29 protein-coding genes are annotated in these 25,285 nt (G+C 61.3%); 12 read left to right on the top strand and 17 right to left on the bottom strand.

Features of this window, described 5'->3' with window-relative positions; genetic code table 11:
* Window positions 1–8: 8 nt before the first annotated feature.
* The 8 genes from ABIC03_RS17615 to ABIC03_RS17580 all read right to left on the bottom strand — a co-directional run bounded on the left by ABIC03_RS17615 (window position 9) and on the right by ABIC03_RS17580 (window position 8,786).
* A complete protein-coding gene (locus ABIC03_RS17615; RefSeq protein WP_275172555.1) occupies window positions 9–1,322 on the bottom strand; it encodes a TRAP transporter large permease in 1,314 nt (437 codons plus the stop codon).
* A 2-nt stretch (window positions 1,323–1,324) separates the two neighbouring features.
* Complete coding sequence (locus ABIC03_RS17610; RefSeq protein ID WP_354059510.1) at window positions 1,325–1,918, bottom strand: TRAP transporter small permease; 594 nt, start codon at window positions 1,916–1,918, stop codon at window positions 1,325–1,327.
* A gap of 165 nt (window positions 1,919–2,083) precedes the next feature.
* Window positions 2,084–2,881 carry an MBL fold metallo-hydrolase gene (locus ABIC03_RS17605; protein WP_275172553.1) on the bottom strand — a complete coding sequence of 266 codons (798 nt, stop codon included), beginning with the start codon at window positions 2,879–2,881 and terminating at the stop codon, window positions 2,084–2,086.
* 13 nt (window positions 2,882–2,894) lie between these two features.
* On the bottom strand, window positions 2,895–3,671 hold the full coding sequence (locus ABIC03_RS17600; RefSeq protein ID WP_354059508.1) for a TatD family hydrolase: 777 nt from the start codon (window positions 3,669–3,671) through the stop codon (window positions 2,895–2,897).
* A 13-nt stretch (window positions 3,672–3,684) separates the two neighbouring features.
* Complete coding sequence (gene metG / locus ABIC03_RS17595) at window positions 3,685–5,682, bottom strand: methionine--tRNA ligase (protein WP_354059506.1); 1,998 nt, start codon at window positions 5,680–5,682, stop codon at window positions 3,685–3,687.
* Between the two features lie 109 nt (window positions 5,683–5,791).
* On the bottom strand, window positions 5,792–6,838 hold the full coding sequence (locus ABIC03_RS17590) for a DNA polymerase III subunit delta' (RefSeq protein WP_354059504.1): 1,047 nt from the start codon (window positions 6,836–6,838) through the stop codon (window positions 5,792–5,794).
* Window positions 6,835–7,521, bottom strand: coding sequence for a dTMP kinase (tmk, locus tag ABIC03_RS17585; RefSeq protein ID WP_354059502.1), 687 nt, complete (start codon window positions 7,519–7,521; stop codon window positions 6,835–6,837). Before tmk ends, ABIC03_RS17590 begins: the two co-directional genes overlap by 4 nt.
* Window positions 7,522–7,523: 2 nt before the next feature.
* Window positions 7,524–8,786, bottom strand: a complete 1,263-nt coding sequence (locus ABIC03_RS17580; RefSeq protein WP_354059500.1) for a D-alanyl-D-alanine carboxypeptidase family protein — start codon at window positions 8,784–8,786, stop codon at window positions 7,524–7,526.
* Between the two features lie 151 nt (window positions 8,787–8,937).
* Between ABIC03_RS17580 and ABIC03_RS17575 the strand changes: the two genes are divergently transcribed.
* Entirely contained in the window at window positions 8,938–9,891 is a 954-nt protein-coding gene (locus ABIC03_RS17575) for an alpha/beta fold hydrolase (RefSeq protein WP_354059498.1), read from the top strand.
* Here ABIC03_RS17575 and ABIC03_RS17570 read toward each other — a convergent pair.
* Window positions 9,888–10,823, bottom strand: a complete 936-nt coding sequence (locus ABIC03_RS17570; protein WP_354059496.1) for a septal ring lytic transglycosylase RlpA family protein — start codon at window positions 10,821–10,823, stop codon at window positions 9,888–9,890. The two genes, ABIC03_RS17575 and ABIC03_RS17570, sit on opposite strands and share 4 nt — an antisense overlap.
* A 675-nt stretch (window positions 10,824–11,498) precedes the next feature.
* The gene (locus ABIC03_RS17565; RefSeq protein ID WP_354059688.1) at window positions 11,499–11,801 is read right to left on the bottom strand and encodes a hypothetical protein; all 303 of its coding nucleotides are present in this window, start codon (window positions 11,799–11,801) and stop codon (window positions 11,499–11,501) included.
* A gap of 150 nt (window positions 11,802–11,951) precedes the next feature.
* Here ABIC03_RS17565 and ABIC03_RS17560 point away from each other — a divergent pair, with 150 nt between their 5' ends.
* The gene (locus tag ABIC03_RS17560) at window positions 11,952–12,542 is read left to right on the top strand and encodes a TIGR00645 family protein (protein ID WP_354059494.1); all 591 of its coding nucleotides are present in this window, start codon (window positions 11,952–11,954) and stop codon (window positions 12,540–12,542) included.
* 18 nt (window positions 12,543–12,560) lie between these two features.
* Here ABIC03_RS17560 and ABIC03_RS17555 read toward each other — a convergent pair whose 3' ends face one another.
* Window positions 12,561–12,878, bottom strand: a complete 318-nt coding sequence (locus tag ABIC03_RS17555) for a DUF1476 domain-containing protein (RefSeq protein WP_354059492.1) — start codon at window positions 12,876–12,878, stop codon at window positions 12,561–12,563.
* A 237-nt stretch (window positions 12,879–13,115) separates the two neighbouring features.
* Between ABIC03_RS17555 and ABIC03_RS17550 the strand changes: the two genes are divergently transcribed.
* Window positions 13,116–13,340 (top strand): hypothetical protein, encoded by a 225-nt coding sequence (locus tag ABIC03_RS17550; RefSeq protein WP_275172542.1) that lies wholly within the window; start codon window positions 13,116–13,118, stop codon window positions 13,338–13,340.
* A 53-nt stretch (window positions 13,341–13,393) separates the two neighbouring features.
* Here ABIC03_RS17550 and ABIC03_RS17545 read toward each other — a convergent pair whose 3' ends face one another.
* From ABIC03_RS17545 to ABIC03_RS17530, 4 genes are all read right to left on the bottom strand, one after another.
* Window positions 13,394–13,585, bottom strand: coding sequence for a hypothetical protein (locus tag ABIC03_RS17545; RefSeq protein ID WP_354059490.1), 192 nt, complete (start codon window positions 13,583–13,585; stop codon window positions 13,394–13,396).
* 131 nt (window positions 13,586–13,716) lie between these two features.
* Window positions 13,717–14,409: an endonuclease/exonuclease/phosphatase family protein gene (locus ABIC03_RS17540; RefSeq protein ID WP_354059488.1), complete on the bottom strand. Its 693-nt coding sequence runs from the start codon at window positions 14,407–14,409 to the stop codon at window positions 13,717–13,719.
* The gene (locus ABIC03_RS17535; protein ID WP_354059486.1) at window positions 14,409–16,649 is read right to left on the bottom strand and encodes a VTT domain-containing protein; all 2,241 of its coding nucleotides are present in this window, start codon (window positions 16,647–16,649) and stop codon (window positions 14,409–14,411) included. The genes ABIC03_RS17540 and ABIC03_RS17535 overlap by 1 nt, the downstream gene beginning before the upstream one ends.
* Window positions 16,624–16,920 (bottom strand): hypothetical protein, encoded by a 297-nt coding sequence (locus ABIC03_RS17530; RefSeq protein WP_354059484.1) that lies wholly within the window; start codon window positions 16,918–16,920, stop codon window positions 16,624–16,626. Before ABIC03_RS17530 ends, ABIC03_RS17535 begins: the two co-directional genes overlap by 26 nt.
* A gap of 305 nt (window positions 16,921–17,225) precedes the next feature.
* Here ABIC03_RS17530 and ABIC03_RS17525 point away from each other — a divergent pair, with 305 nt between their 5' ends.
* On the top strand, window positions 17,226–17,432 hold the full coding sequence (locus tag ABIC03_RS17525; protein ID WP_007591053.1) for a hypothetical protein: 207 nt from the start codon (window positions 17,226–17,228) through the stop codon (window positions 17,430–17,432).
* Between the two features lie 41 nt (window positions 17,433–17,473).
* Here ABIC03_RS17525 and ABIC03_RS17520 read toward each other — a convergent pair whose 3' ends face one another.
* On the bottom strand, window positions 17,474–18,229 hold the full coding sequence (locus tag ABIC03_RS17520) for a DUF7168 domain-containing protein (protein ID WP_354059482.1): 756 nt from the start codon (window positions 18,227–18,229) through the stop codon (window positions 17,474–17,476).
* A 522-nt stretch (window positions 18,230–18,751) separates the two neighbouring features.
* Between ABIC03_RS17520 and ABIC03_RS17515 the strand changes: the two genes are divergently transcribed.
* Both ABIC03_RS17515 and ABIC03_RS17510 read left to right on the top strand, forming a co-directional pair.
* A complete protein-coding gene (locus ABIC03_RS17515; RefSeq protein WP_354059480.1) occupies window positions 18,752–18,931 on the top strand; it encodes a hypothetical protein in 180 nt (59 codons plus the stop codon).
* A 16-nt stretch (window positions 18,932–18,947) separates the two neighbouring features.
* The gene (locus tag ABIC03_RS17510) at window positions 18,948–19,196 is read left to right on the top strand and encodes a hypothetical protein (protein WP_354059478.1); all 249 of its coding nucleotides are present in this window, start codon (window positions 18,948–18,950) and stop codon (window positions 19,194–19,196) included.
* Between the two features lie 531 nt (window positions 19,197–19,727).
* Here ABIC03_RS17510 and ABIC03_RS17505 read toward each other — a convergent pair.
* Complete coding sequence (locus ABIC03_RS17505) at window positions 19,728–20,132, bottom strand: hypothetical protein (protein ID WP_354059476.1); 405 nt, start codon at window positions 20,130–20,132, stop codon at window positions 19,728–19,730.
* Between the two features lie 250 nt (window positions 20,133–20,382).
* Between ABIC03_RS17505 and ABIC03_RS17500 the strand changes: the two genes are divergently transcribed.
* The 6 genes from ABIC03_RS17500 to ABIC03_RS17475 all read left to right on the top strand — a co-directional run bounded on the left by ABIC03_RS17500 (window position 20,383) and on the right by ABIC03_RS17475 (window position 25,098).
* A complete protein-coding gene (locus tag ABIC03_RS17500) occupies window positions 20,383–20,880 on the top strand; it encodes a helix-turn-helix transcriptional regulator (protein ID WP_354059686.1) in 498 nt (165 codons plus the stop codon).
* Window positions 20,881–21,005: 125 nt separating this feature from the next.
* A complete protein-coding gene (locus ABIC03_RS17495) occupies window positions 21,006–21,329 on the top strand; it encodes a hypothetical protein (RefSeq protein WP_354059474.1) in 324 nt (107 codons plus the stop codon).
* Window positions 21,326–23,125 (top strand): bifunctional DNA primase/polymerase, encoded by a 1,800-nt coding sequence (locus ABIC03_RS17490; RefSeq protein ID WP_354059472.1) that lies wholly within the window; start codon window positions 21,326–21,328, stop codon window positions 23,123–23,125. The genes ABIC03_RS17495 and ABIC03_RS17490 overlap by 4 nt, the downstream gene beginning before the upstream one ends.
* Window positions 23,126–23,414: 289 nt before the next feature.
* Window positions 23,415–23,855 (top strand): hypothetical protein, encoded by a 441-nt coding sequence (locus tag ABIC03_RS17485; protein WP_354059470.1) that lies wholly within the window; start codon window positions 23,415–23,417, stop codon window positions 23,853–23,855.
* On the top strand, window positions 23,852–24,412 hold the full coding sequence (locus ABIC03_RS17480) for a hypothetical protein (protein ID WP_354059468.1): 561 nt from the start codon (window positions 23,852–23,854) through the stop codon (window positions 24,410–24,412). The genes ABIC03_RS17485 and ABIC03_RS17480 overlap by 4 nt, the downstream gene beginning before the upstream one ends.
* Window positions 24,412–25,098 carry an HK97 family phage prohead protease gene (locus tag ABIC03_RS17475; RefSeq protein ID WP_354059466.1) on the top strand — a complete coding sequence of 229 codons (687 nt, stop codon included), beginning with the start codon at window positions 24,412–24,414 and terminating at the stop codon, window positions 25,096–25,098. The genes ABIC03_RS17480 and ABIC03_RS17475 overlap by 1 nt, the downstream gene beginning before the upstream one ends.
* Window positions 25,099–25,285: the final 187 nt, after the last annotated feature.

Genomic DNA, 25,285 nt, shown 5'->3' with positions numbered 1-25,285 from the left:
CGGTACGCTCAGTCTGGGAAAGCGAGCTTGGGCAAGAACATCACGATCTGCGGATATTCCGTGATGATGAACACGGCCGCGAGCAGCAAGATGAAGAAAGGGAATGCTGCCCGGGCGACGGTCAAGGTATCGCGCCCGCTCATATTCTGGAGCACGAAAAGGTTGAAACCGACCGGTGGCGTGATCTGCGCCATCTCGACGTGAATGATGAGATAGACGCCGAACCAGACCAGGTCGAGGCCGGCCTGCTTGACCATCGGCAGCACGATCACGGCGGTCAGGACGATCATCGAGATGCCGTCGATCAGGCATCCCAGGATGATGTACATGATGCTCAGATACAGCGCGAGCATGCCCGGCGTGAGGTGCTGGCCCTGGACCCATGTGGCGAGCGCTGCCGGAATTCCCGTATAGGCCATCGCTGCGGTCGTGTAGGCCGCGCCTGCCAGGATCAGCATGATCATGCAGGTCAGGCGCGTCGCGCTCATGATGCTTTCGAGGAAGTTCTTGCGTGTGAGCGTGCGGCTCCACCACGCCAGCAGCAGCGCGCCGGAAACGCCCCAGGCGGCACACTCGGTCGCGGTCGCAAACCCCAACACGAGCGACAGGAAGACGGCCAGGATCAGAAGCAGGCATGGGGCGAGCTTGGCGGATTCTTGCAGCTTCCGGCGAAACGACATCGGCGGGTCGCGCGGCGGAACCTTTTTCGGATTGAGCAGCGACCAGATGATGATGTAGCCGGAATAGAGCACCATCACGAGCACGCCCGGCAAGAAGCCGCCGAGGAAGACCTGAAGCACGGAGACATTCGCCGTGACCGCATAGACCACCATCGGGATCGACGGCGGGATCAGCAGGCCGAGCGTTCCGGAGCCAGCGAGCGACCCGAGACTTAAGCCCTTGTCGTAACCACGCTTGTCCAGTTCGGGCAGCGCGATCTTGCCGATGGTCGCACAGGTTGCCGCCGACGAGCCCGACACCGCCGCGAAGATGCCGCAGCCGATCACGTTGACATGCGTCAGGCGCCCGGGCAGCCACTGAACCCAGGGCGATAGGCCTCGAAACATCTCCTCGGATAATTTAGTGCGGAAGAGGATCTCACCCATCCAGATGAACAACGGTAGCGCGGCCAGTGTCCATGACGAGCTTGCGCTCCATGTCGTCGTCGCAAGCACCGAGCCGAGCGGCAGGCTCGTGGTCAGCGCCATCGCTACGAAACCGACGAGCCCGAGCGAAACCGCGATCCAGATGCCGCTTCCCAGCAGCACGATCATGACGCCGAGCAGAATAAACGACAGTTCGATCATGCCGAGATTGGCCATCGTCAACCTCCGCCGCCCTGTGAGATCCGCTCGATGAATTCGTCCGGGGTCTCGTCCGGCGAGCCCTTCTCGTAGCTCGGCCGGTTGCCGCCGATGACACTGATCATTTCATCAATGAGCGCGATCGAGAGGATCACGAGTCCGCCGGAAAACCCGAGCTGTGGAATCCAGAGCGGAAGCGGGACGACGCCCTGCGCCACGTCGTTGAAGCGCCAGGAATCGTACGTCATCTGCACGGCATGCCGGGTGAAATAGAGGATGAAAGCGGCGGCAATACCGAGGGCCACGACCTCCGCAACCTGTTTGGAGCGCCCATGAAGACGCTCCAGCAACAGGCCGACGCGGATCATCTCTCCGCGCTTGAAGGTGTGAGCGAGGCCAAGGAATGCCATCGCGGCCATGCACCAGGAGGCGAAATCATCGCCGGCGGGAATGTTGACCGCAAACTGGCGCCCGATCGACATGATCATCATGATTGCAAAGATCGCAACCATGAAGGCCCCGGCGGCGTAGCCCGCACCGAGATAAAGGAGATCCAGCACGCGTCGCGCTGGTCCCCGGCTCGTGACATCGTCCCCTGCCAACGCGATCCCCATCCTCACACGAGGCGATTCAGACGGTCCCAGCGATCGCACGTCGCGCGCCGGTTCTGCATGAATATCGCCCCTGCCCAGCGCCTGTCTTTCAGACGTTAGATCAACATGATGGGGCTAGCGCAAGCAAGGAGTATGCCGGCTCTCGCCGGAATTACCACCGCAGGTTCAGCGCGTCTCCAGCCGCAGCCCGTCATACGCGGGCACCACTCCCGCCGGCAGCGATTGCCGGATCACCTCATAATCGACGTCGGCCGTCATGTTGGTGATGACGGCGCGCTTCGGCTTGAAACGCTCGATCCAGGACAACGCGTCGTTGATGCTGAAATGGCTGACGTGGCTGGTGTAGCGGAGGCCGTCGACGATCCAGAGATCCAGATTTTCCAGGGCGCCCCAGCTCTCGCGCGGAATGTCGTTGAGGTCGGGTGTATAGGCGGCATCGCCGATGCGATAGCCCAGCGCGGGAATGTTGCCGTGCTGCACCAGGAAGGCCGTCATCGTCACCGCGCCGCCCTTCCCCTGGATGGTCTGGCTTTCCCCGGCCTCGATCGATTGCGCCGTCAGGATCGGCGGATAGTCGCTGCCCGCCGGCGAGACGAAGCAATAGGAGAACCGCGACATGATGTCGTTCGCAGTCGTCTGATTGAGATAGGTCGGAATCCGCCGGCGCATGTGCATCACGACCGAACGCAGATCGTCCATGCCATGGGTCTGATCGGCATGCTCGTGGGTCAGGAACACTGCATCGATGTGGTCGACATTGGTCGAGAGCAATTGTTCGCGCAGGTCCGGCGAGGTGTCGATCACGATACGCGTGGTGCCCTCGCCCGAGGTCTGCTCGACCAGCAGCGAACAGCGGCGACGGCGGTTCTTGGGATTGTTGGGATCGCAGGCACCCCAGCCGAGTGCCGGGCGCGGCACGCCGGCGGAGGAGCCGCAGCCCAGGATCGTCAGCGTCAGCGTCATGCGGCTCCCAGTTCTAAGCTTTCACCCTGGAGAACAGGCGAAAGAAGTTTTCGCTTGTCTGGCGCGAGATCTCGTCAAACGACACGCCGCGTGTTTCGGCGAGCACTTTTGCGACCTCGACCACATAGGCCGGTTCGTTGCGCTTGCCCCGGAATTTGCCCGGCGCAAGGTAGGGCGAGTCCGTTTCAACCAGAATACGGTCGGACGGCAGTTCGGCCGCAAGCGCGCGCAAGGCCTCGGACTTCTTGAAGGTCAGGATGCCCGTGAAACCGATATAGAGCCCGAGCGACACCGCCTTCAGCGCCAGCTCGCGTCCGCCAGTGTAACAATGCAACACGGCGCGAAACGATCCCTTCGCAGCTTCCTCTTCAAGGATGCGGCCGCAATCCTCGTCCGCCTCGCGGGTGTGGATCACCAGCGGCAGGCCGGTGACGCGGGCGGCGGCGATGTGGGCACGAAAGCCCCTCGCCTGCGCCTCCGGCGAGCCGTTGTCGTAGAAATAGTCGAGCCCGGCTTCGCCGAGCGCGACGACCTTGGGATGCTGCGTCAGCGCGATCAGTTCGTCCGGCGCGATGCCGTCTTCCTCATCGGCGTTATGCGGATGGGTGCCGACCGAGCAATAGACGTCGTCGTAGCGCTCGGCGATGGCCAAGAGCTGGTTCAGCTTATTCACCCGCGTCGAGATCGTGACCATGCGGCCGATGCCGGCCGCTCGCGCCCGCGACACGATCCCGTCGAGATCCTCCGCAAAGTCCGGAAAATCCAAATGGCAGTGGCTGTCGACCAGCATGGTGCGAACGCCTTTAGGCTGCCGGCTCGATGTAGCGCGGGAAGGCCGGCGTCGGCGCGGGCAGCGTCGTACCGGGCGCGATGCGCGTTGCGCCGCCGAGCGCGGCGAAGTTGCGCTCCACTTCGGGGATACCGAGGCTGTCCAGCAGCAATCCCGAGGCCGTCGGCATCGCCGGCTGGGCCAGGACCGCGATCTGGCGCACGACTTCGGCTGTGACATAGAGCACCGTCCTCTGCCTGACAGGATCGGTCTTGGCGAGCGCCCACGGCGCTTCGCCCGCGAAATAGCGGTTGGCTTCCGCCACCACGGCCCACACGGCATTGAGCCAGTGATGGATTTGCTGCGTCGCCATCGCTTCGCGGGACGCCGCGAGCATGCCGTCTGCTTGTGACAGGATCGCCTTGTCGTTGTCGCTGAATTCGCCGGGCTCCGGGAGCACGCCGCCGAGCTGCTTGGCGATCATCGACAGCGAGCGTTGGGCGAGATTGCCGAGATCGTTGGCGAGATCGGCATTGATGCGCGCGACGATGGCCTCGTGATTATAATTGCCGTCCTGGCCGAACGGCACCTCACGCAAAAAGAAATAGCGCATCTGGTCGACTCCGTACTGGTCGGCGAGGTTGAAGGGATCGACCACGTTGCCGACCGACTTCGACATCTTCTCGCCCCTGCTGAACAGGAAGCCATGTGCATAGACCCGCTTCGGTAGTGGGATCCCGGCCGACAGCAGGAAAGCCGGCCAGTACACCGCATGGAAGCGGATGATGTCCTTGCCGATGATGTGCACGTCGGCAGGCCAATAGCGCCAGTTCTTGTCGCCCTCGTCGGGGAAGCCGACGCCGGTGATGTAGTTGGTGAGCGCATCGACCCAGACGTACATCACGTGCTCTTCGTCGTCGGGCACCTTGACGCCCCAGTCGAACGTCGTGCGCGAGATCGAGAGATCGCGCAGGCCGCCTCGTACGAAGCTCACCACCTCGTTCTTGCGCGAGTCGGGGCCGATGAAATTGGGCTGCGTCTCGTAGAGCTTGAGCAGCCTGTCCTGATAGGTCGACAGACGGAAGAAGTAGCTCTTCTCCTCGACCCATTCGACCGGCGTGCCCTGCGGCCCGAGCCGCACGCCGTCGTCGTTCAGGCGCGTCTCGTCCTCGGCGTAATAGGCTTCGTCGCGCACGGAATACCAGCCGGCATAGATGTCGGCATAGATGTCCCCGTTCGCTTCCATGCGCCGCCAGATTTCCTGGCTGGAGCGATGATGCTGCTCCTCGGTGGTGCGGATGAAGCGGTCGAACGAGACGTTCAGGCGCTCGTCCATCTGCTTAAAACGGCCGGCATTGCGGGCCGCGAGCTCCGAGACGGACATTTTTTCGCTGGCCGCGGTCTGGACCATCTTCTGGCCGTGCTCATCGGTGCCGGTCAGGAAGAACACGTCCTTGCCGTCGAGTCGCGCGAACCGCGCCAACGTATCGGTCGCGATTGCCTCATAGGCGTGGCCGATATGCGGGCTGCCATTGGGATAGGCGATCGCTGTCGTGATGTAGAAGACGTTGTCGCGTGCGGGGGCGACCGCGGGCGTGGTGGTCTGCGGCGCTGCGATGGACTTCGGTGCGCGCGGGGCTTTGGGCTTGGCAATTTTCGACGGCGTGGCGACAGGAGCCGGTGCTGCGGTCACGTGCGGTGCAGCCACCCTTGCGTTCTTGACCGCTTTCTTCGCCGGAGCCTTGTTTTTCGCCGAAGTCTTGGCTGGCTTTTTGGTCGCCGTCCTCACCGCCTTCTTTGCAACGACCTGCTTCTTCGCAGCCTTCTTGCCGGCCTTCTTTGCCGTCGTCGCAGCGCTCTTCTTCACGGCTTTCTTCACCGCTTTCTTGGCGGTCGTCTTTTTGGTCTTTGCGGTTTTCTCGGCCTTCTTGGCAACCTTGCGCGCCCGCGCTTTCACGGCCTTCGCGGCTTTCTTCGTAGCCTTCTTCTTGCCGCTCTTGCCTTTATTGATATTCTTAGCTCGCGTTGCCACGACGAATTCCTTTACCGGCTTCTCGAAATTTGGAAGCGAACCTGCGTTAGTTTATTGTCTTGAACATGATCCCATCGGAAAACCGCTGCACACTTTTCCGGATCATGCTCTAGCGCGTTGCGTCCGCCAGCCAGCCGAACACCGAGAAAACCAAGGGCTTTCGCTCCAGATTGTAGGTTTCGGTGTCGCGCGCGGCGCGGACGATCTTTTCCCATACCTCAGCTAGGCGCGCAAGGCGCGGCAGATTCTGGTTGGCATTGGCCTCGTCGGCGTGCAGGCGTTCCGCGATCCAGCGATCGATGCCGTCGATGAAGGCGGCAAGCGCAACGCGATCGCTGGTGCCGAGCGATTCGCCGAGCGTGTGCAATTCGCGCGGATCGACCTGCGGCAGTCGCGCCAGCAGCGCGGCCGTGCGCTGCTGGAGCTTCAGGGCGTCACCGCCGAGCAGCGTCAGCGCCCGCGCGACGCTGCCCTCGGACGCCTCTGCCGCCTCGCGCAACGCCGGATCATTCGGGTCGAGATCGGCAGCGGTTGCGGCTGCACCAATCACATCGTCGGTTGCGAGTGCACGCAGGCGTAGCTTGCGGCAGCGCGACTGAATCGTGGCGAGCACGCGCGCCGGCGCGTGGCTCACCAGCAGGAACAGCGATTGCTGCGGCGGCTCCTCGAGAATTTTCAATAGCGCGTTGGCGGCATTCGGATTGAGCTCGTCGACGGTGTCGACGATGCAGACGCGCCAACCTTCGGCCGCTGCTGTCGAGCCGAAGAAGCCAATCGTCTCGCGCGTCTCGTCCACGGTGATCACGGTGCGCATCACGCCGCGGTCGTTGGCGGTGCGCTCCAGCGTCAGCAAGCCACCATGCGAACTCGCTGCAACCTGCCGCGCCACGGCGTTATCAGGATCGATGGCGAGGTCTTCGGCGCGCTGCACGGAAGGCGCCAGCGGCTGGCTGTGAGCGAGCACGAAGCGCGCCATCCGATATGCCAGCGTCGCCTTGCCGATGCCTTGCGGCCCGCCGATCAGCCAGGCATGCGGGATGCGCCCACTGCGATAGGCGGCGAGCAGCGCGGTCTCGGCCTCGCGATGGCCGAACAGAACGCTCGTGTCGCGCGGATGAGACATGGCAGCTTCGCGCTCGGTCTGACGCGGGCTCATATGGACACCACCGATGCAGGCGTCGGAAGCAGGCGATCACGCAGCGCGGTCCAGATTCGTCCGGCAACCGTGTCGGGATCGGAATTGGCGTCGATCAGCACGCAGCGCGCGGGATCGTCCGCCGCGATCTTGCAATAGGCCTCGCGCAGGCCCTGATGGAAACCGAGCTTCTCGGCCTCGAACCTGTCTGGCGTGCCGCTGCCGCGGCGCGCGGCCGCGCGCTGCAAGCCGATCTCGACCGGCAGGTCCAGAATGATGGTGAGGTCCGGCTTGAGATCGCCGATCGTGACCCGCTGCATCGCGTTGATCAGCGCCGCCGGCACCTGGCCGAGGCTGCCCTGATAGGCCCGCGTCGAGTCGGCGAAGCGGTCGCACAGCACCCAAGTGCCCTGGTTGAGCGCGGGCTGGATCACGGTGCGAACATGGTCGTCGCGGGCGGCCGCGAACAGCAGCGTCTCGGCCTCGGGTCCGAGCAGCTTGCCCATGCCTGACAGCACCAGATGCCGCATGATCTCGGCGCCCGGCGAGCCGCCCGGCTCGCGCGTGACGAGGATGCGCATCCTGGCTGCCTTGAGACGATCGGCAAGCTTCTTGATCTGGGTCGACTTGCCCGTCCCCTCGCCGCCTTCAAAGGTGACGAAACGCCCGCGTCCGGACGGCCACTTTACCGCGCTTTCACTCATGATCAGAGCTTCTCGGCGCCCGCGCGGAACATACCGATCACGAGCTCGCTGGCGCCGTCGATCGCGCGACGCACGGTCGAGCCGGTGCCGATCGCGTCAGCGGCGTAGACCGGCGTCTCCACCGCGATGTTGCCGCTGCGCCAGACCCTGACCAGCCCGACCTTCTGGCCGGCCTCGACCGGCGCGCGCACCGGACCGCTATAGACGACGCGCGCGATAAGCTTGTCGCTTCCGTTCTTGTGCACCATCACTTTCACGGGCGTCTTGGCCACCAGTTTCACCGAGCGGCTCTCGCCGCCGAACACCTTGGCGTAGCCGACGGGCTGATCGGCCGCGATCAGCGTGCGGGTCTCGAAATTGCGAAAACCCCATTCCAGCATCTTCTTGGCTTCGGTGGCGCGATCGTCGGGGTCATCCAGCCCGTTGATGACGACGATCAGCCGCGTGCCATTCTGCACAGCCGAGCCGACCATGCCGTATCCGCCTTCCTTGGTGTAGCCGGTCTTCAGACCGTCGGCGCCTTCCATGGAATTGAGCAACGGATTGCGGTTGGGCTGGCGGATCTTGTTCCAGGTGTATTCCTTCTCGCCGAACAGTTTGTAGAATTCGGGGAAGTCGAGAATGATGTGCCGGGCAAGGATGCCGAGCTCGCGCACCGTCATCTTGTTGGCGGGGTCGGGCAAGCCGTTGGAATTGCCGAAGGTCGACTTCGTCAAGCCAAGTTCACGGGCGCGCTTGGTCATGAAGTCGGCGGCGAAAATCCGTTCGTTGCCCGCCATGGCTTCGGCCAGCGCAATGCAGGCGTCGTTGCCGCTCTGGATGATCGCCCCGTGCAGGAGATCGTCGACCGTGACCTTGCTGTTGATCGCGGCGAACATGGTCGAGCCGCCGGAGGGCGCTCCGCCCCTGCGCCAGGCATTCTCGCTGATCCGGTATTCGTCAGTCAGCTTGATGTCGCCCTTCTTGATGGCGTTGAAGACGACCTCGGCGGTCATCAGCTTCATCATGCTGGAGGGCGCGCGCAGCTCGTCGGCGTTCTTCTCGAACAGCACGCTGCCGCTGGAGGCCTCGATCAGGATCGCGGTCGGGGCGTCGCCGTCGAAGCCGGAATCATCTGTTTTCTTGGCGCCCTGAACGCTCTGGTTGGCGGCGTAGAGTGCCCCGCTCCAGCCAATGGCGGCCACCAGGGCCGTCGCGATCAACCCACGCGCCAGCGCTCCGGGGGTGAACCGGGTGCGCCCAAACGAGGAAAGATGAAATTCCATGGCCAAGCCCTGAGAGCGGCGTTCTAACAGTTGGAGCGGGTGCGAACAACACGGGGTGGCCGCTTGTCCCGAGATTGCACGATTCTCGTCCCGCCCCTATCGTGGCACCTCAGATTTTCTGACCAAACCCCTGAAACAAGGCGGAAAAGCGATGTCCTCCACCCGCGTGACCAAGGCCAACGGCATCGACCTGTTCATCCGCGAAGCCGGTCAGGGGCCGCTGGTGGTGCTGTGCCACGGCTGGCCGGAACTCTCCTACTCCTGGCGCCACCAGATCCCGGCGCTGGCGCAGGCCGGGTTTCGCGTCGTCGCCCCCGACATGCGCGGCTATGGCCAGAGCTCAGCGCCGCCCGAGGCGACGGCCTATTCGATCTTCGACACGGTCGGCGATATCGTCGGCCTCGTGCAGGCGCTTGGCGAGACCAAGGCCATGGTGGTCGGCCACGATTGGGGTGCACCGGTGGCATGGCACGCGGCGCTGTTCCGGCCCGACATCTTCACGGCGGTCGCCGGCCTGAGCGTGCCGCCGCCGTTCCGCGGCCGCGGCAAGCCGCTCGACCTCCTGCGCCAGGGCGGCATCACCAATTTCTATTGGCAGTATTTCCAGGCGCCCGGCGTTGCCGAAGCCGAGTTCGAGCATGACATCGCGCGCACCATGCGCATCGTGCTCGGCGGGCGCGGCCTTGCCGATCCCTCCGCAGCGATGTTCGTGCAGGAAGGCAAGGGATTCCTCGGCCACGGCAACCCGGAGGAGCCTCTGCCGGCCTGGCTCACCGAGACTGACCTTGCCTATTTCACCGAAGCCTTCCGCAAGTCCGGCTTCCGCGGCGGGCTGAACTGGTATCGCAACCTCGACCGCAATTGGGAGCTGACGGCGCCCTGGCAGGATGCGCAAATCCACCAGCCCTCGCTCTTCATTGCCGGCTCGAAAGATGCCGTCATCACCGGCCTGATCGGAGCCAAGCGCGTCAACGAGCTCGAGCGTGTGCTGCCCAATCTCAAGCGAAAGCTGATCATCGAGGGCGCCGGGCATTGGGTCCAGCAGGAGCGGCCCGACGAGGTGAACGCGGCGCTGGTGAGGTTCTTGAAGGAAAGCGAGGCCTAGTAGAGGCCGCGGCCGCTCAGGATGCCCCGGGCCTCGGCAGCGCCGTCCGAGGCGTAGGCACCGGACGGTGCGCTCTCGGTCGCATAGCGGCCGTCCCCGTCATAGGACACAGCGCGCGCGTTCTGGAGCGCCCGGCCCCGGTTGCGGCTGGAGGCCGACATTTCCGAGGTCGCATTGAGCGAAGCCATGTCGGCGGAGGTGTTGCCGAGATTGTAGGGCCGTCCCTCCGGCGTCGGAACTTCGCCGCGCATGGCACCGCGGTTCGATGATGGCAGCTCCGGCACGAAGGGCCTCGCCGAGGCGACACGGACCATCGAGGGTGACGGCGCCGGGGTCCCGGTGCGCAAGGTGGCCATCAGCTGGCGGTCGTCGGAGCCTTCCAGCGGCGCCCGGCCGACATATTCGACACGGACCTTGGCGATGCCATTGCCTTTGAATTCAAGCAGTTCGGCGGCCTTGTTCGAGACGTCGATGAGCCGGTTGCCGTGATAGGGCCCGCGGTCATTGACGCGGACGATCAGCGATTTGCCGTTCGATACGTTGGTCACCCGCGCATAGGACGGCATCGGCAGGGTCGGATGCGCCGCGGTCAGCGAACCCATGTCGAACACTTCGCCATTGGCGGTCAGACGGCCGTGGAAATCGTCGCCGTACCAGGACGCCATGCCCTCGGCACGGTAGTTGACGTCCTCTTCGGGCACATAGGTCCGGCCACCCACCACATAGGGCTTGCCGACGCGGTAGGCGCCGCCGCCCTTCGGGACCGGATCACCCAAAGCCACGACCCGGGGGCTCGAGGACACGCCGTATTTCGGATCGACCCGGCTGGCGAATTTGTTGGAGGACGCACAATTGGCGAGCGCAAGGCAGGTCGCGACCGCCGCAACACCGCGCGCGGCCTGCAAAACCGAATCTGACCGTCGGATCCCCATTCGCCCCAAATACCACTTTGCCGGGAGGCGTACCTAACCCGCTTTGTCTACGGGGCAGCGCTGTCCGGTCCTTTGCTCCGAGGCGGCCCACCACCGCGTCGGAAGTGGTAACGATAACGCAACCCGAACACGGCGGAAATGGGGAGCCCACAGCGATCACGCCGGGATGGTAAACGGGGCGTATGCGTTCGCCCCGTTGAAATACGGAGCGCGGGCACCCTGCTCTGTGCCATGGCCGGACATTCTGTTGCGCCAAATCCTCACTCCACCCCCATTGTCGCGCCGCTCACTGGAATTCTTTTGACTGTGCAAGGCCGCCCGCGTTTTCTCGCGTGCAGGGCGGAATGGAATGAGACGATGATCGAGACGGTTTCGGCACTGATGGGTTTGGTAAGCGCGGGGATCTTCCTGGCCCATGCGTTTGAAGGTTACCGCACGAGGGCCTGAGGCACTCGCGCGGACGGCAAGCATCACCCTTTCAAGACGGCGCGTTCGGACATTTTTAATCGATCCGATCGAGCATCCAAGACGAGAGCGGCAGGTGTCCCATGCGCAACCATGACCTCGTATCCGATGGCTTCCTGGCATTGACCGCCAGTGGTTTGGTCCTGCTGTGCTCCAGCCTCGTGGCATTGGCCTTCGCCTGAGCACCCCAGCACTTCCCGACAAATACCCTTACCGCAGTCCAAGCAGCGAACGCCGATAGAGGCTGTCGCGGGCTTCGCTCAAGCAAACGAAGCTGCCGTCAAAACCCTGGGCGTACCGCTTCTGGCCCTTGCCGTAGTAGACGCCTTTGCTGAAATCGAGCCAGACCACCCGGTCGTGCGGGCAATGACGCTGCGCCTGCGCCTCGTAGCGAAATGGCGTCAGCGGCGTGGCGGATAACTCGGCACCGCTGCAGCCGACCAGGATCGCAGCCGCGAGCGCAATCGCGCCGGGCCATTTGCCGAAGCTGCTCCAAGATACTCCGCAAGACACCACCCGCCTCCCGATCCCGGCCGTCGCACGATAGCCGCTCGGCACGGTAGCACGAAACGGTACGGTCATCGGAGGGCCTCGCGTCTTCCGCCCGCCACCTTGTCGGGCTACATGCAAGCGAGATGATCCCGGTGCGAGGATACTGCCTGAATGTCGGTTGAGCCTGGACCCAAATCCGAACTCCGCACCGAACCCCGCCTGCCCTTGCCGCGGCTGGGCTTGATCCCGATGGTCATCTTCGGCTCACGCTGGCTGCAACTGCCGCTCTATTTCGGTCTGATCGTGTCGCAGTGCGTTTACATCGCGCTGTTCCTCAAGGAGCTCTGGCATCTCTCCTGGCACGCCCTCGACCTCACCGAACAGCAGATCATGATGAGCGTGCTGGCGCTGATCGACGTGGTGATGATCTCCAACCTGCTCGTGATGGTGATCGTTGGCGGTTACGAGACGTTCGTCTCGCGGCTCGAGCTCCAGGGCCACCCCGACGAACCGGAATGGCTCGGCCACGTCAACGCCAGCGTTCTGAAGATCAAGCTCGCCATGGCCATCATCGGCATCTCCTCGATCGCGTTGCTGCGCACCTTCATCGAGGCCGGCAATCTCGGCTCGGACCGCGCCGGGTTTACCGAGACCGGTGTGATGTGGCAGGTGCTGATCCACCTCACCTTCGTCGTCTCGGCGATCGGCATTGCCTACGTCGATCGACTGAGCGACTCCGGGGCGCGCAAGCATGCGGAGTGAGGCCCGAGGGCCGGCTTGCTACTTGTCCGCTTCGAGTTGCTGCAACGCCTGGTGCAGGCATTCCTGAAGCTTGGCTGCGACCTGCTCGCGCGCGACGCCTTTGGCGGCAAGATCGCCTGACACCTTGTCGAGGATCTCGTCCATCGTCTGGTTCTCCAGATGGTCCGTCACCAACGCCGTCGCGTAGCTGGCCGCGGCATCGCCGCTGAGGCCGAGCTGGCTTGCGGCCCAGAGCCCGAGCAGCTTGTTGGACCGGGCCGTGGCCTTGAACATGAGCTCCTCGTCGTGGACGAATTTGGCCTCAAAGCCCTGCTCGCGCTTATCGAACGTGGTCATGGTCAGCTCCATTGTCGTTTTCGCTGATCGGGATCGGACTGGCTGAAAGCGAACGTCTCCGTGGTTCACGTCAGGATTATGTGAAGCTTCCGGCGGAAGCCAAACGCCGTCAAGCCTGCTGGGCGCGTCTAAGGCACCCCACCAGCTCTACGACAGCCAGCTCGGCTAGGCTGAGATGTTTACTATTCGTTAAGCAGACTCAGTGCCGCATGGCGCGGGGACATCGAGAGCTGACGCATGAACAAAGAGCTGCGGGAGTTTCGACGACTTGAACGGGTCTGCCTGGAGCAGGCAGACCTCTCCACCATGGACCTGGCGCGAAGCGGGTTGCTCAAGGTCGCAGAGGATTGTCGCATCGCAGCCGAAGCGATCGAGGCGCAATCGCCTCGCAGACCGTTCGCAACTGCTGTTCAGGCGCTGAAGCAGGCGTTGAGTGTGACGCGCGTCCCTCACCGGCACTGAGGCCGGCGCTCGCGGGCAAGGACATCTTTGATTTGACGGGGCGGCGCGTGCGGTCAGCCCTTTGCTTCCGTCTGTTCACGTGCCAACCGTTCGGCCCTCAACCGTTCCTTGTTGGCATAAAACGCCTTCTGCGCCGCTTCATGATCGCGCATGGCTTTTTCGGCTTCGATGCGGCGTGACGCATCGCGCGCCTGCCGCTGCTCGGGGGTCAAGGGCTTGCGCCGGTAGGAAATGTCTTCCGTCATGGCCAGATAACGCGGCGGTGAGGAAAGAGTTCCCTTGGTCCCGCTGGGCAGCACTGTGGGCCGACTGCATAAATGGGCGAAAACAACCCCATGCACAGTAGCCAAGTGCTTCTGCAGAAAGCACTTTTTTATCACGCTGACGATGCGTTTGATCCGGCGGCGATCTCGATGTCCGCAATAACAGGCAAATGGTCCGAATAGGCCCTTGCCCCTTCGTCGGTCCAGACTTTCCCGATCGGGCTGTCGGACGTTGCGTAGATCCGGTCAAGCCGCAGAAGGGGTAAATGCGACGGGAAAGTTCGCAGCCGCGTCCGGTTTGGACAGGCCTGCGCGAGCACGCGCCGCACCGATTTGATCCAGAACCAGTCGTTGAAATCCCCGAGGACGACGGTCCTTCCAGGTCTCACCAGGCTCACCAGTGCCTGAGCCTGCGCATGGCGCTCGTGGATACTCAAGCCGAGATGCGTGGCGACCACGCGGACATCGCCAACCGGCGTCAGCAGTCCCGCGGCGATCGCTCGGCGCGGCTCGCGCTCACGATACGACACGTCGACGATCTCGGGCGGGCCGGAGAATGGGAAGCGGCTCAGGAGCGTCTGGCCGTATTCGCCATCAGCCGTGACGATCGACTTGGCGTGAACACGGTGATCGCCGACGACACTCGCCAGCTTCGCAAACGGATCGTCTGATCGCGATCGCGAATCCACCTCCTGAAGCGCGACGACATCGGGAGTCCATTTGCGAATGATGGAGCAGATACCCTCCAGATCGAACTTCGGATTGAGATTGAAGGTGCCATGCACATTCCACGTCATGAAGCGCATCAGCGCCTCCCGGCGAGCCACGTCGCGACGAATTGCGCGCCTGCGCAGATCGCGAGCCAGCCCAGGAACGCCAATGCGAGCAGCAATATGTTGACCCAGGACGCATTCCTGGCGAGATCTGCGATCTGAGCCCCCAAAACTGCCATGGCGAGAATGCCGGGCGTCATGCCGAGCAGCGTTCCGACCAGGAAATCACGCAGCGGCAGCGTGCTCGCGCCAGCCACGACATTCACCACCGAGAACGGCGCGATCGGAATCATCCGGATGACGACGACAGCCAGAATGCCCTTGCCGACAACACGTTCCTGGATGCGCGCGGTACGTCGTCCGAGCAAACGCTGCAGGCGTTCGCGGCCGAGTGCCCGTCCGATCGCAAACAGGACAAAGGCGCTGAGCGAGACGCCCGTCATGGCGGTGACGAAGCCTAACCATGGTCCTAGCGCGGCAGCAGTTGCCGCAATGAGCACGAGAACCGGAAAAACCACCAGCCCGCCGACGACGAAAGCTGCAATCGCGAATGGCGGCCCCCAGATGGACTGCGCGTAGCCAGACAGCAATTTCGACATCCGGCCTGCGTCGGCGAAATCGCTCAATGACGTGTACGACCAGGCCATCGCCAGGCCAAAAAGCGCCACGGCAATCGATACCACCCCGATGATCGTCTTCGTGTTCCACATGCGAGATGCCGCCCGCTCCAGATGAAGAGGCCGCTCAGGGTCCGCCACGGGCTGAACCATTGTGGCCAGAGTGCTGGTCAGGACCGAGGATTCCACGTCCCGCAGCGCCTTCGTCCCACCGGCTTTGGAGACGTCGTCCAGGAGCGCAAGAAGACGGTCTTGGTTTTGCGCGACGGTCTGTTCGTCCAGATCGCAGAAGTGGGCGATCAGGCGACGGCGCACGGAGGCGATGAAGTTTCGATGCTCGTCTGATGCGGCTTCAAAGATCAGGTCACATTCGCTGTCGGCGCCCATCGATCGATTGTTCAAATTGGCCGAACCGATCCTCAAGATCCGATCGTCGACGATCATGAGCTTGCTGTGCACCATCACGGCCGCTTCCGTATCCCCATTCCCCGACACCGGATAGACGAAGCGAATGCGATCGGCGATGCCGGCCGAACTGAAGCAGTCGATGAAGGCACCCCGGCCGTTCTGCATGGCCTGGGATTCCAGCCACGAGGAATGCAGTTTTGGCGTGACGACCAGAACCCGAAGCGAAGGCACGCGCAGCATCTGCTCCGCCAGTTCGCGCGCGATCTTGGTCGCGCTGGTGAACTGGTTCTCGATGTACACGAAGCTCGTCGCGGACCGGATCGCTGCGATCAACGAGCGTTCGACCTCCCGGAGCGTCGAACCTGCCGGACAAACCACCTCGGTCCTGGCGATACCGACCGGCATATGCTCAGCCTCGACCGGCACATTCGCCGGCCAACGCAAGCTCTTCAGCGGGCGCCGATCGTCAATCTGTTGGCCTGCCGCGCGCCAGCGTTCCTCCACGAGTTCGCACAGCCACGCCGCCGCGTCCCCGTCGACCATGCATTGAACATCATGAAACGGAAGGTATGGCTTGCCCTGGGGATCACAGCGCGATGCGTGATCAGCGCGATGATCACTCGTGTCCCAGCGCCTGATCGTCAAATCGAGCCCGCCGACGAACGCCAGTGAACCGTCGACACAGACGATCTTCTGGTGTTGGGCCGAACCAAACGGAAGCGTGGAATCCAGGTGAAACCGGACGCGGCCATCCGTGTCGGCGGTAAACTTGGCCGCGGAATTCCATTCCCTCTCGGAAGCGTAGAACGAGACGAAGTCCCAAACCAGAATGTTGATCCGCAAGGTGGGACGGCGTTGGACCAGCGCGCGCAGGAATGGGCCGAGCTGTTCCGGCAAGCCATCATCCGCTCGCCCGGATTCTCCGACCAGCCTGGTCTCACTATGGATATCCCAACCGACGATGTAGACGAGATCCTGCGCCTGCAGCAGCGACTCCCGCAGGGCCGCGAAATAAGCGGCAGCATCGTTCAGAACCGCTACACGCCGCGCCTCGCACCGCCGCCAGACGGTGTCGCCGGGGATCAGGGTCGATGAGCTCTGAAGCAGGTCAACCTCGCCATTCGCATTCGCGTCTAAACGCGCTGAACGCTGAACGGGTTCCTTGTCTTCACGGCCGGGGCTCGCGTGCGGCGCGCCCGTATGCTGGAGCGCACGATTGCCGCTACTTGGTTCGGACAGACTTTGCACCGGCGCCTTTCAAGGCGTCTGCAATCTTTTCAGGCGCATCGCCGTGAAAATCCACGGAGACCTCGATCGGGCCTTCCAGCTTCTGGTGCCCCTCCGGCGCAGGCGCGGCCTTGGCGTCAGGACCGGCCGGGCGTGTCCCCGATGTGTTCGCGCCACCGACGGCCTGGACGAAGACATCGGTTCGCGGCACGCCGCATTCCTGCACGACATGCTCAACCGCGAGCTCGGCGCCGCGGCGCGTGTCGAATTCTCCGATGATCGTACTTTCCAAGGGCGCCCTCCGTGGCTGGACCAGAGTGCCAACAACAGGCCAGCGCGGGCCAGGTTCCTGAACGCGCGGGCGTTTAGAACCGAATGATCCCAAACATGAACAGCAGCGCGAGAGTGATCAACCCGGAGACCAGCAGCGAGCCGAGACATCCCAGCCGATTCGAGAAAAAGAAGAACATGCCTCGCCGATCCCATAGCTTCGTGACGGGCTAAGTTCTCCCATTCGACAGCGTTCCTGGGCGTTTTGGGACGCGCGAACAAGTACCAATCCAAGAACCAATCATCGCGCGGGACGTTGAGTCCGCGATGTCAGACGCTTTTGATTATTTCCGAGCGCATGCGGTTCGAGCCCTTTGCAAGGCCCGGGCGATGCCGCGCGGACGAATGAAACATCTCCAAACCGTCGTGGCCCGCATCTACCATCTGCTGACCAAGGAGGCTGCGTACGGGCCGAACCTGCAGCATATGGACGACTTCCGGGCAGCCCAGAAACTCGAGAAGTCGATCGACTGAACTGCAATGACGGTGACGCTGCACGCCCTCCCCCGACGCGTTCAGCTTCCTTTGGGAGCGGTTCTTGACTGCGATTCGCCAAGGGACTTGCCGAGCCCGGGATTGATGGCGAGCGATGCTCCGGCGGCGCCGCCGGCTTCATAGGCCGTCATCGACACCATCCGGCTGGTGCTGCGCTGGGTCCGCATCCTCAGGTCGAGCTTGTCGAACTCCGCATCGACCACCGAGGTCTTGAGAACCACCAGCCCGCGGCCGGTGCTTTCGTTGACCTGATCGCGCCTGCCCTTGATCGCCAGCAGCCTGTCCGCGATCGACGCCACCATCCCGAGCGCGAAGGAGGCATTGGCCAGATGCCGCTCCTGGTGCCGGAACCTGCTGTAGTCGACCGAGGTCTTGAAGCGGCCAAGTTCAGCGCGCACGGCGCCGTCGATCAATTCGGCCAGATAATGCGCGACCTCGATATCAGCGCCGAGACCGAAGAACACATAGCGGCTCTCGCCGGCCTCATTCTTCTCGCGCCAGACCCGACAATCGCAGAAATGAGCGATCGCGCCGATGCAGTCGTCCAGGGGAATGCGCTTCTTGCGAAAAGTCTCGTAGACCCTCCGTTCGCATGGCGACGCGCGCAGCTCGACGTCCGAGAGCGACAGATCGTGGCGATCCAGCAGCTCGGCGACCTTGGCGGCCGCAGACAGCGCTTCGTCCTCGGTGCAGCCATTGGCGATCGTCTTGGCACGCAACGCCTGAATGCGGAGCTTCAGCTTGTCGAGCGCGGCCGGATTAGAGGTCTGATGCACTGATTACCTGTCCGGGAAAGCCCGACGGATAGAACCCGGTCGGATAGACTGGCGGAAGGGGTGTCTTGTCAACTGTATTGATCTTCGACTTTTTTCGAACGGACCTCACTCCTTCTACGTGCGGTGCACGACTCGCCGCACTGACCATAAAATGCAGAGACGAGGCTTCACTACAATCGACGTTCTCGTCTATTTCCACCGCAGCTGACAAATCACTGTCGGGAGCAGACCACCACACGCCGAACGAGGTTGGGTTGGCGCCTTGGCATTGGCGGCTGCGTCTTGTTCACAGTATTTCGAGCTTGCAGTCAGCCGGCTTTGATCCCTGCGCTTGCTGAGTAGTCGGCAGCAGCCTGGTGGATTGAAAGACGCACTGATCAAGGCCGTCGATCGGTTTTGTGCCGCGACACATTCCTGAAGGGACTGGACCCACTGTTAAGGTTTAGCGGTCAGGTTAACCCCAGCGAACGTTTTGCTGAGAGCGTCGAATTCGATATGACCTCGAAATAGAGGAATATTCGAATGTCCAATAGAACCGCATTTCAAATTGCAGATGCAGACGAGCCCCACAACTTTTTTGATCCCGTCATTCCCCTCACCTTCAGCGCTGTAGCCCTCCTGGCCACAGCTGTTTCGCTGGAGGCGATTGGGTTCATCGCTTGGCAGCCAGCCACCTTTTTGGTTGCCTATATCTTTGGCTGACGCGCGATTGGCTGGCATGAGCGAATTCGAAGGCCTATCTGACCAGTTCATTCTGCGGATGCACGAGTTCATCCGCCAAGAGGTGCAAGCAGATAGGCTAGCCGGCACGCGTTTTGTCGGATTGCCAGCGAGGCTGCGCGCGGAAGCTCTTGCAGGGGAAATCGAGCGACGCGGCTTGTTCTGCACGGCAATTGAATGGCCTCAGCATCTTGAGCCTGGAGCGGACAAATACGCACCGACCATTGGACACCGGAAGACGATCTAAAAGGCTCCCGCGTAGCGGCCTCGGTCTAACCAGTCCCCGGCCCCTCCGACCCGGGGCCGCCTCTCCATGAGCCTACCGCCTGGTTGGCGCCTCGCGCAGCTAACTCCCGGTCCAGATCTTTCAGTCGCCCGAGCAGGTTCTCGACGATCTCCATGCAATCGGAATGTCCCAACGACTGCACGCCATTTGAATGCTCACGAAATCTCCGCCGACTTCGCCCCAGAGACGGTACGGCTCAAATTAGAAATGGGTTTCGCTAAAGCGAAAGGCCGCAGGGTGGTTCCAGCCCCCACTGCGGCCATCCCGGTCAAATTACAAACTGGTACTTAAATCTCGCCGGTGTTCTCACAGTAGAACACCGTGTTCCGAAAAAGGATTCCGTAAGACTACCGGAATTCAAGGTGGCCCGGATTGTCACTCGGGCGCAAAACTGGCACCGATTCCTCACCAGCCCCCATGCTCCCGGCTGCCGATCAATTGCGGATCAGAGCGCCGGGAGCGACGCTAGGACTTCCCAGACTCCGGAGGTCGCTATCGCCACAGCCGGCGCGTGATGTTGAACAACGCCGCAAGCGGGACGCCCGCCAAGACACCCAGCATGCTGCACGACGTGACCAGCAGCGCAGCGCTAAGCGGCCCCGCGCTTGTCACAAATCCGCAGGCTGCGCCTAAGCCTCCCAGCGTTCCGGCAAAGACGACCATGTTGAGGTCGTTGCGCGCCTCGACGTTATAGATCGGGGGCCCTTTGCGGTGAAGAATGGGAGACCGAACGGCACCTTCGAGCCGCAATTTGGGCAGGCCGACGCACTCGGTGAAACCGGGTGGTCGCAGTCGTGGCAATCGATCAGCTTTTTGATCCGTCCCATGCCGCAAATCGTAGCGGCGGGGCGGCCAGTCCACAAGTTCGGCAGCTACTCCCAGCACACCGTCCTGCATGACCACAGCAGGGCCGCTCTGATCCCCGCATTCCCCGCGTTTGACTGGCGTTGAAAACCTGCGCGCCGTGCGCCATCGGACTAGGAGATGGCGGAAGGGGTGTCTTTCTGAAAAATAGCCTAAGACACTGAAAACACCATGCATTTATTAAACATGCACTGATTATACCCGGGATCATACCCGGTTGTCTCAGCATCGGACTTTGCCCGGCGTTTTCTACGGTGCGATGTGAAGCTAAGGCTTGCGCAAAGTGCTGCTCATCCCAAGCTGTGAACGCTCAAGGTCCACGCGAAAATTAGAAGTACCGACCGCTGGTCGCAAATTTGGGCGATCTGAAGTAAGACATCGCTTCTTCGGTAACAGCGTTGGCACACCGCACCAGGCGCGTTTTTGCCCGCCTTCGCTTAAGTATGAGAACCGACAGAACGAAGGTAACTGGCGAGCGCCGGATTATCTACTTGCATTGGTGACGCTGCCTGACCGCAGCGTGACTTCGCGCGTTTACATAAGGAGAAAAACTTACGTGCATCTTCATCAGACATTATCACAAACCTCGTCGCAAGCAATCGCGATTGATCCTTTGTTGAGATTGCCGCAAGTGCTCGCTGCAACAGGACTTAGTACCTCATCCATCTACCGAAAGATCGCGGCAAGTGAATTCCCTCGACCGCTAAAGCTCGGAAGGAACAGCGTTTGCTGGCGCACGTCCGAGGTGGTGGATTGGATTGATGCGTTGACCCACCACTAGCGCTTTTAAGCACGGCAAAAGCCCTACCCTTCCGCTTCGAAATACATTTGGTCCGCTCAACTCGTTGACGCGGCAACAACCGCGCGCGCGCCCGGTCGATCCTATGACGCGCCCATAAGGACGAGATGATGAAATCACAATGTGAAAATTCGCTACGCTGGAGTCTCAATCGAACAAGCGTATGGCGCAGCGGCCTCGCTAAGCGCTACGCCGGCGATTATCGTAACACCGATGCGGCCGACCGGTGCCGGCATATCGCATCACTCGGAGGCCACCTCTCCGAAGCACAATGGCATGAGCTTCGGCCCTACTTCGATCCGAATGGCAGAGTTTGGTTGGAAGCGATCACGCGCGCGACGCGGGAAATTGGCTTCAGGACGAACCCGAGTTCGTTGAATGATTTCGCGGATTTACTGATCGGCGTGCTTGAAGGAGAAATGGCATCGTGAACCCATTGGAAACTGCGCTTAGCTTCGCAAACGATGGTGTGCCCGTCTTTCCGTGCAACCCTGAAAACAAGAAGCCACTGACGGCAAACGGCTTCAAAGATGCAACCATTGACAAAGACAAGATCAGCGCGTGGTGGACGAAGCATCCCAATGCGATGATCGGCGTCCCAACCGGCGCTAAATCACGCGTGTGGGTGCTCGATATCGACCTTAAGCCGGGTGCGGACGGCGCAGCTTCTCTTGCTGCGCTGGAATCCGTCCACGGCAAGTTGCCGGTCACAAAGATCGTGAGGACGCCATCCGGCGGCTTACACATTTACTTCAATCACGTCGATGGAATCGGAACCCGCGTCAACGTCGAGCCCGCAATCGACGTTCGCGGCGAAGGAGGTTACGTCATCGCGCCCGGTTCGATCCGCAGTGATGGCTGTTTCTATGAGTTGGAATCGGACGCTAAAGTGACAAATGCACCCGAATGGCTGGTCAAGCGGGTCGCACGGCCGCTTCTAACGCTGAAGCGCAACGTTGCTTCTTCAAATTCTGCATATTCGAGTGCAGCAATCGTGAACGAGCTTCAGAAGCTGGTCAATACGCCATCCGGGCGAAATAACCAGTTGAACGTGTCGTCTTTCGCCGTTGGTCAATTCGTCGGTGCTGGCGAAATCTCGGAGGGAGAAGCGGAACAGCGTCTGTTGGGTGCAGCCATGGCCAATGGCTACGTCGGCAAAGACGGGCAACGTGATGCACGCGCGACCATTCGAAGCGGCCTAGAAGCTGGTAAGCGCCAGCCCCGCGAAATCCCGCCACCCACATTCAGCGTGATCCATGAGACTGAGCAACCTAAACCGCGAGCGGCCAATGACAACAATCGCCGGAAGACGATTGACGGCGATACGTTGCTCGCCAAGCGATTCGAAAAGCTCCACTACGTCGTACCTCACTACATCGTTGAAGGGCTAACCATTGTGGCTGGCAGACCGAAACTCGGAAAGTCATGGCTTGTTTATGATATCGCGGTTGCGGTCGCCACCGGCGGCTTAGCAATGGGCTCAATCGAATGCGAGCAAGGCGACGTGCTTTACCTCGCCCTCGAAGACAACGAACGTCGAGCGCAAGGCCGGTTGCTCACTGTTGCTCCGCCGGGCGCCAGCTTAAGGCGATTAACGATGCAATTCAGTGCGCCACAAATCGATAACGGCCTTCTTGCCGAAATTGATGACTGGCGGCTGAAGAGCGAGAAGCCGCGCCTGGTCATTGTTGACGTGCTCGCCAAGGTGAAGCCAGATCAGAAGCGCACACAAAGCGTTTATGGGGCGGATTACGAGGCCGTCAGCCCCTTGCAGCAATATGCCAGCGAGCACCGCCTCGCTTTCATTGTGGTCACACATACGCGCAAAGCCGAAGCAGAAGACGATCTTGAGACCGTCAGCGGAACGAATGGCCTCACCGGCGCCGCCGACTCAATTTTGGTGTTGAAGCGGGGAACAGGAGGATCGACCCTTTCGGGACGGGGCCGAGACATTGAAGAAGTGGAGACTGCATTGCAATTCGAAGGCGGATTGTGGCGCATTCTCGGCAATGCTGGTGACGTGGCGAGGTCGAACGAACGCAACCGTATTATCAGCGCCATTAAGGAAGGCGGTAAGCTGAAGCCATCCGAAATCGCTGACAAAATCGGCGCTGACGCGGTGAACGTTCGTCAGTTGCTCGGCAAAATGGTGACAGACGGCCAGGTGACGAAAATCACGAACGGCGTTTACTCTTTGCCGCCTGAACCGATTGCGCAAGCCGCTTAAGCCACCCCGATCACTCCGGTCACTCGATCACTCTTCCTCCCACACCATTCTTTGGTCACTGGTAAAAAGAGTGATTGAAGTGATCGGTGTGACCGGAAGTTAGAGCGTAGCGTGGTGTCGCGTAGCTTACCTACCGAACGCCAGGTGACAAAAGTACGTTTCGTGTTAGATTGAAATTGAACGCGTAAACTCACTCATGAGTCGCGTTCGACGCCCCACGCGGCGCTAGTCGGCTACAGTTTCTGCCGACGATATGAAATGATCAAAACCCATAAGTGAGATTTCAAGTATGAAGAGTGTAACCGTGCCTATTGGCACGGCGGCGAAAGCAATTGGCATTTCGCCTAAGGTGATCCGGCGTTGGCTAGATCATCGAACAATCGAACTTCGTCGCAACGATGTTCGATCACGCGGGACCGGCAGTTATTGTGGCCTGTCGCGCAATCGAGTGATGCAAGTCGCAATCACCCATCACCTGACCGAACTCGGTCTTCCTCCGAAACGCGCGGCCCAAGCGGCGTTTGAATTTACCGATGTTGGCGAGCGTGACCGCGAACCATGCGCCCTTCACGACTTCGGCAGGACCGTACTAGTGCTCGGTCCAGAACGCATCCGCATCGCAAACACGGGCTTTGACGTTGGCATTGCCGACTTCGTGCCTGCCGCCGTGATCTTAGACCTCAATACCATTGTCGCATCTGTCGATGCCAACCTTCAGGAAACATCATGACTTTGAACATTCCCGATCTTTATCATATCTGCCCGAAGCTTCGCGAAGCTGAGCAGCGCGCCGAAGAACTGAAAGCCCGCGCGATTGCTGAACGCGCGAAGTGGCAGCAAATCCACGACAGGCGTTTGAATGGCCCGTCCGAATCCGACAGGGCATCGGCCATTGAAGCGGTGCTTGCTGGACGTGAGTTGCCAGACGACGAAGCGGAATTTCGCAAGCAACGTGATATTACATTTGCCGTTGAAGACGCCGCCGAGCAGGCTGAAAAGTCAGTACCCGCCATCCGGCGCGCAGCCGGTCGGGAATATACAAACACACTGCGACGCGATCACGACAGGATGCAGAAAGCCTTCTTCGCAAAATTGATCGACATGAAAATTGCATACGACGAATTGCATGACCTGAAGCGTGCCATTCAATCCCAAGGGGTTGGGGTGCATGATCTTTTTCAAGTCGATGCGCAGCAACTTCTTGGCGTTCCAACCGATCCATCTTGCGAACTGAACTATCTCATTCGTGAAGGCCACAAGGCCGGTTATTGCAAAAAGGTGGTTTGATGGTCTGGCATCGGAATTACGAAACGGCCGCGATGGGGCCGTTCGGCCTGGAATTCGGTGGCGGCGGATATATCACTGCCATTGACTCCAAAGCTGACACGTCGGGCACTGAAGTGTGTTCGCAACACTTGCAAGGCTATGGCCTGCGCTGGCGCTCGATTGTCGAGCACAACGGTCAGTTGATCTATTTCGAGCCGCACGCCATCAAAAATCCAATGTGGGGCGAGGCGAAGAGATTGTTGTTCGATCACGACGAAAGCGAGATTTACGCGACGACGCAGACGGGGCTGCAACTGCATTGCGATGACCACGGCTTGGCGATGCGGCTTGTTATCGGAAACGATCCGAAGCGACGTAAAGCGTATGAGACCGTCAAGCGCGGCGAGCGCACTGCCCTTTCGGCCGGGTTGGTGATGCACGGCGGTGAATTCTTCAATATTGAAGGCGCTCGCATCAAGGTGATTAAGTCCGCAACGCTTCAGGAACTGAGCTTGGTACCCGTTGGTGCATGCAAACCTGCATTCTGCGGCCTGATCGATGCGGATGGGGCGCGCTCACTTGAAGACGACGCAGATTCGCTTCGCATTCTCACAGACGGTTCAGCACACCGCGTGACAAAGGCGTTAGCCGCACTCCAATTAGCACTTCGAAACGAACGTCACTCAACTACGGGTGTGACGGTCTAGCGCTCACGGCGTCCCGACGTTGAGTGCGGCGGCCCGGCGGGTGGTGAGAGCCACCGGCCGGGTTAGTTCAAAGGGTGGATCGGGGGAAAGCGGACTCGGATTGCCAATCGAAATAGTTTGCTTAGTCAGGAGCGGACGTGCTTGGCGGGCAAGAGAGGGCGCTCAATGCACGTCGCTCATCTTGTGT

Source organism: Bradyrhizobium sp. RT6a, from assembly GCF_040547675.1.
Classification (GTDB): Bacteria; Pseudomonadota; Alphaproteobacteria; order Rhizobiales; family Xanthobacteraceae; genus Bradyrhizobium.
The sequence above is the reverse complement of the archived record's forward strand: the minus strand, read 5'-3'. Positions and strand labels throughout refer to the sequence as shown.

Coding starts and splice junctions, on each gene's coding strand:
- ABIC03_RS17555 (WP_354059492.1), bottom strand. CDS start 12,878: ATGACCACGTTCGATAAGCGCGAGCAGGGCTTTGAGGCCAAATTCGTC.
- ABIC03_RS17570 (WP_354059496.1), bottom strand. CDS start 10,823: ATGGGGATCCGACGGTCAGATTCGGTTTTGCAGGCCGCGCGCGGTGTT.
- ABIC03_RS17505 (WP_354059476.1), bottom strand. CDS start 20,132: ATGCAGGACGGTGTGCTGGGAGTAGCTGCCGAACTTGTGGACTGGCCG.
- ABIC03_RS17600 (WP_354059508.1), bottom strand. CDS start 3,671: ATGCTGGTCGACAGCCACTGCCATTTGGATTTTCCGGACTTTGCGGAG.
- ABIC03_RS17550 (WP_275172542.1), top strand. CDS start 13,116: ATGAACAAAGAGCTGCGGGAGTTTCGACGACTTGAACGGGTCTGCCTG.
- ABIC03_RS17605 (WP_275172553.1), bottom strand. CDS start 2,881: ATGACGCTGACGCTGACGATCCTGGGCTGCGGCTCCTCCGCCGGCGTG.
- ABIC03_RS17615 (WP_275172555.1), bottom strand. CDS start 1,322: ATGGCCAATCTCGGCATGATCGAACTGTCGTTTATTCTGCTCGGCGTC.
- ABIC03_RS17610 (WP_354059510.1), bottom strand. CDS start 1,918: ATGGGGATCGCGTTGGCAGGGGACGATGTCACGAGCCGGGGACCAGCG.
- ABIC03_RS17480 (WP_354059468.1), top strand. CDS start 23,852: ATGACTTTGAACATTCCCGATCTTTATCATATCTGCCCGAAGCTTCGC.
- ABIC03_RS17575 (WP_354059498.1), top strand. CDS start 8,938: ATGTCCTCCACCCGCGTGACCAAGGCCAACGGCATCGACCTGTTCATC.
- ABIC03_RS17515 (WP_354059480.1), top strand. CDS start 18,752: ATGTCCAATAGAACCGCATTTCAAATTGCAGATGCAGACGAGCCCCAC.
- ABIC03_RS17495 (WP_354059474.1), top strand. CDS start 21,006: ATGATGAAATCACAATGTGAAAATTCGCTACGCTGGAGTCTCAATCGA.
- ABIC03_RS17540 (WP_354059488.1), bottom strand. CDS start 14,409: ATGCGCTTCATGACGTGGAATGTGCATGGCACCTTCAATCTCAATCCG.
- ABIC03_RS17475 (WP_354059466.1), top strand. CDS start 24,412: ATGGTCTGGCATCGGAATTACGAAACGGCCGCGATGGGGCCGTTCGGC.
- ABIC03_RS17580 (WP_354059500.1), bottom strand. CDS start 8,786: ATGGAATTTCATCTTTCCTCGTTTGGGCGCACCCGGTTCACCCCCGGA.
- tmk (WP_354059502.1), bottom strand. CDS start 7,521: ATGAGTGAAAGCGCGGTAAAGTGGCCGTCCGGACGCGGGCGTTTCGTC.
- ABIC03_RS17590 (WP_354059504.1), bottom strand. CDS start 6,838: ATGAGCCCGCGTCAGACCGAGCGCGAAGCTGCCATGTCTCATCCGCGC.
- ABIC03_RS17485 (WP_354059470.1), top strand. CDS start 23,415: ATGAAGAGTGTAACCGTGCCTATTGGCACGGCGGCGAAAGCAATTGGC.
- ABIC03_RS17560 (WP_354059494.1), top strand. CDS start 11,952: ATGTCGGTTGAGCCTGGACCCAAATCCGAACTCCGCACCGAACCCCGC.
- ABIC03_RS17525 (WP_007591053.1), top strand. CDS start 17,226: ATGTCAGACGCTTTTGATTATTTCCGAGCGCATGCGGTTCGAGCCCTT.
- ABIC03_RS17545 (WP_354059490.1), bottom strand. CDS start 13,585: ATGACGGAAGACATTTCCTACCGGCGCAAGCCCTTGACCCCCGAGCAG.
- ABIC03_RS17510 (WP_354059478.1), top strand. CDS start 18,948: ATGAGCGAATTCGAAGGCCTATCTGACCAGTTCATTCTGCGGATGCAC.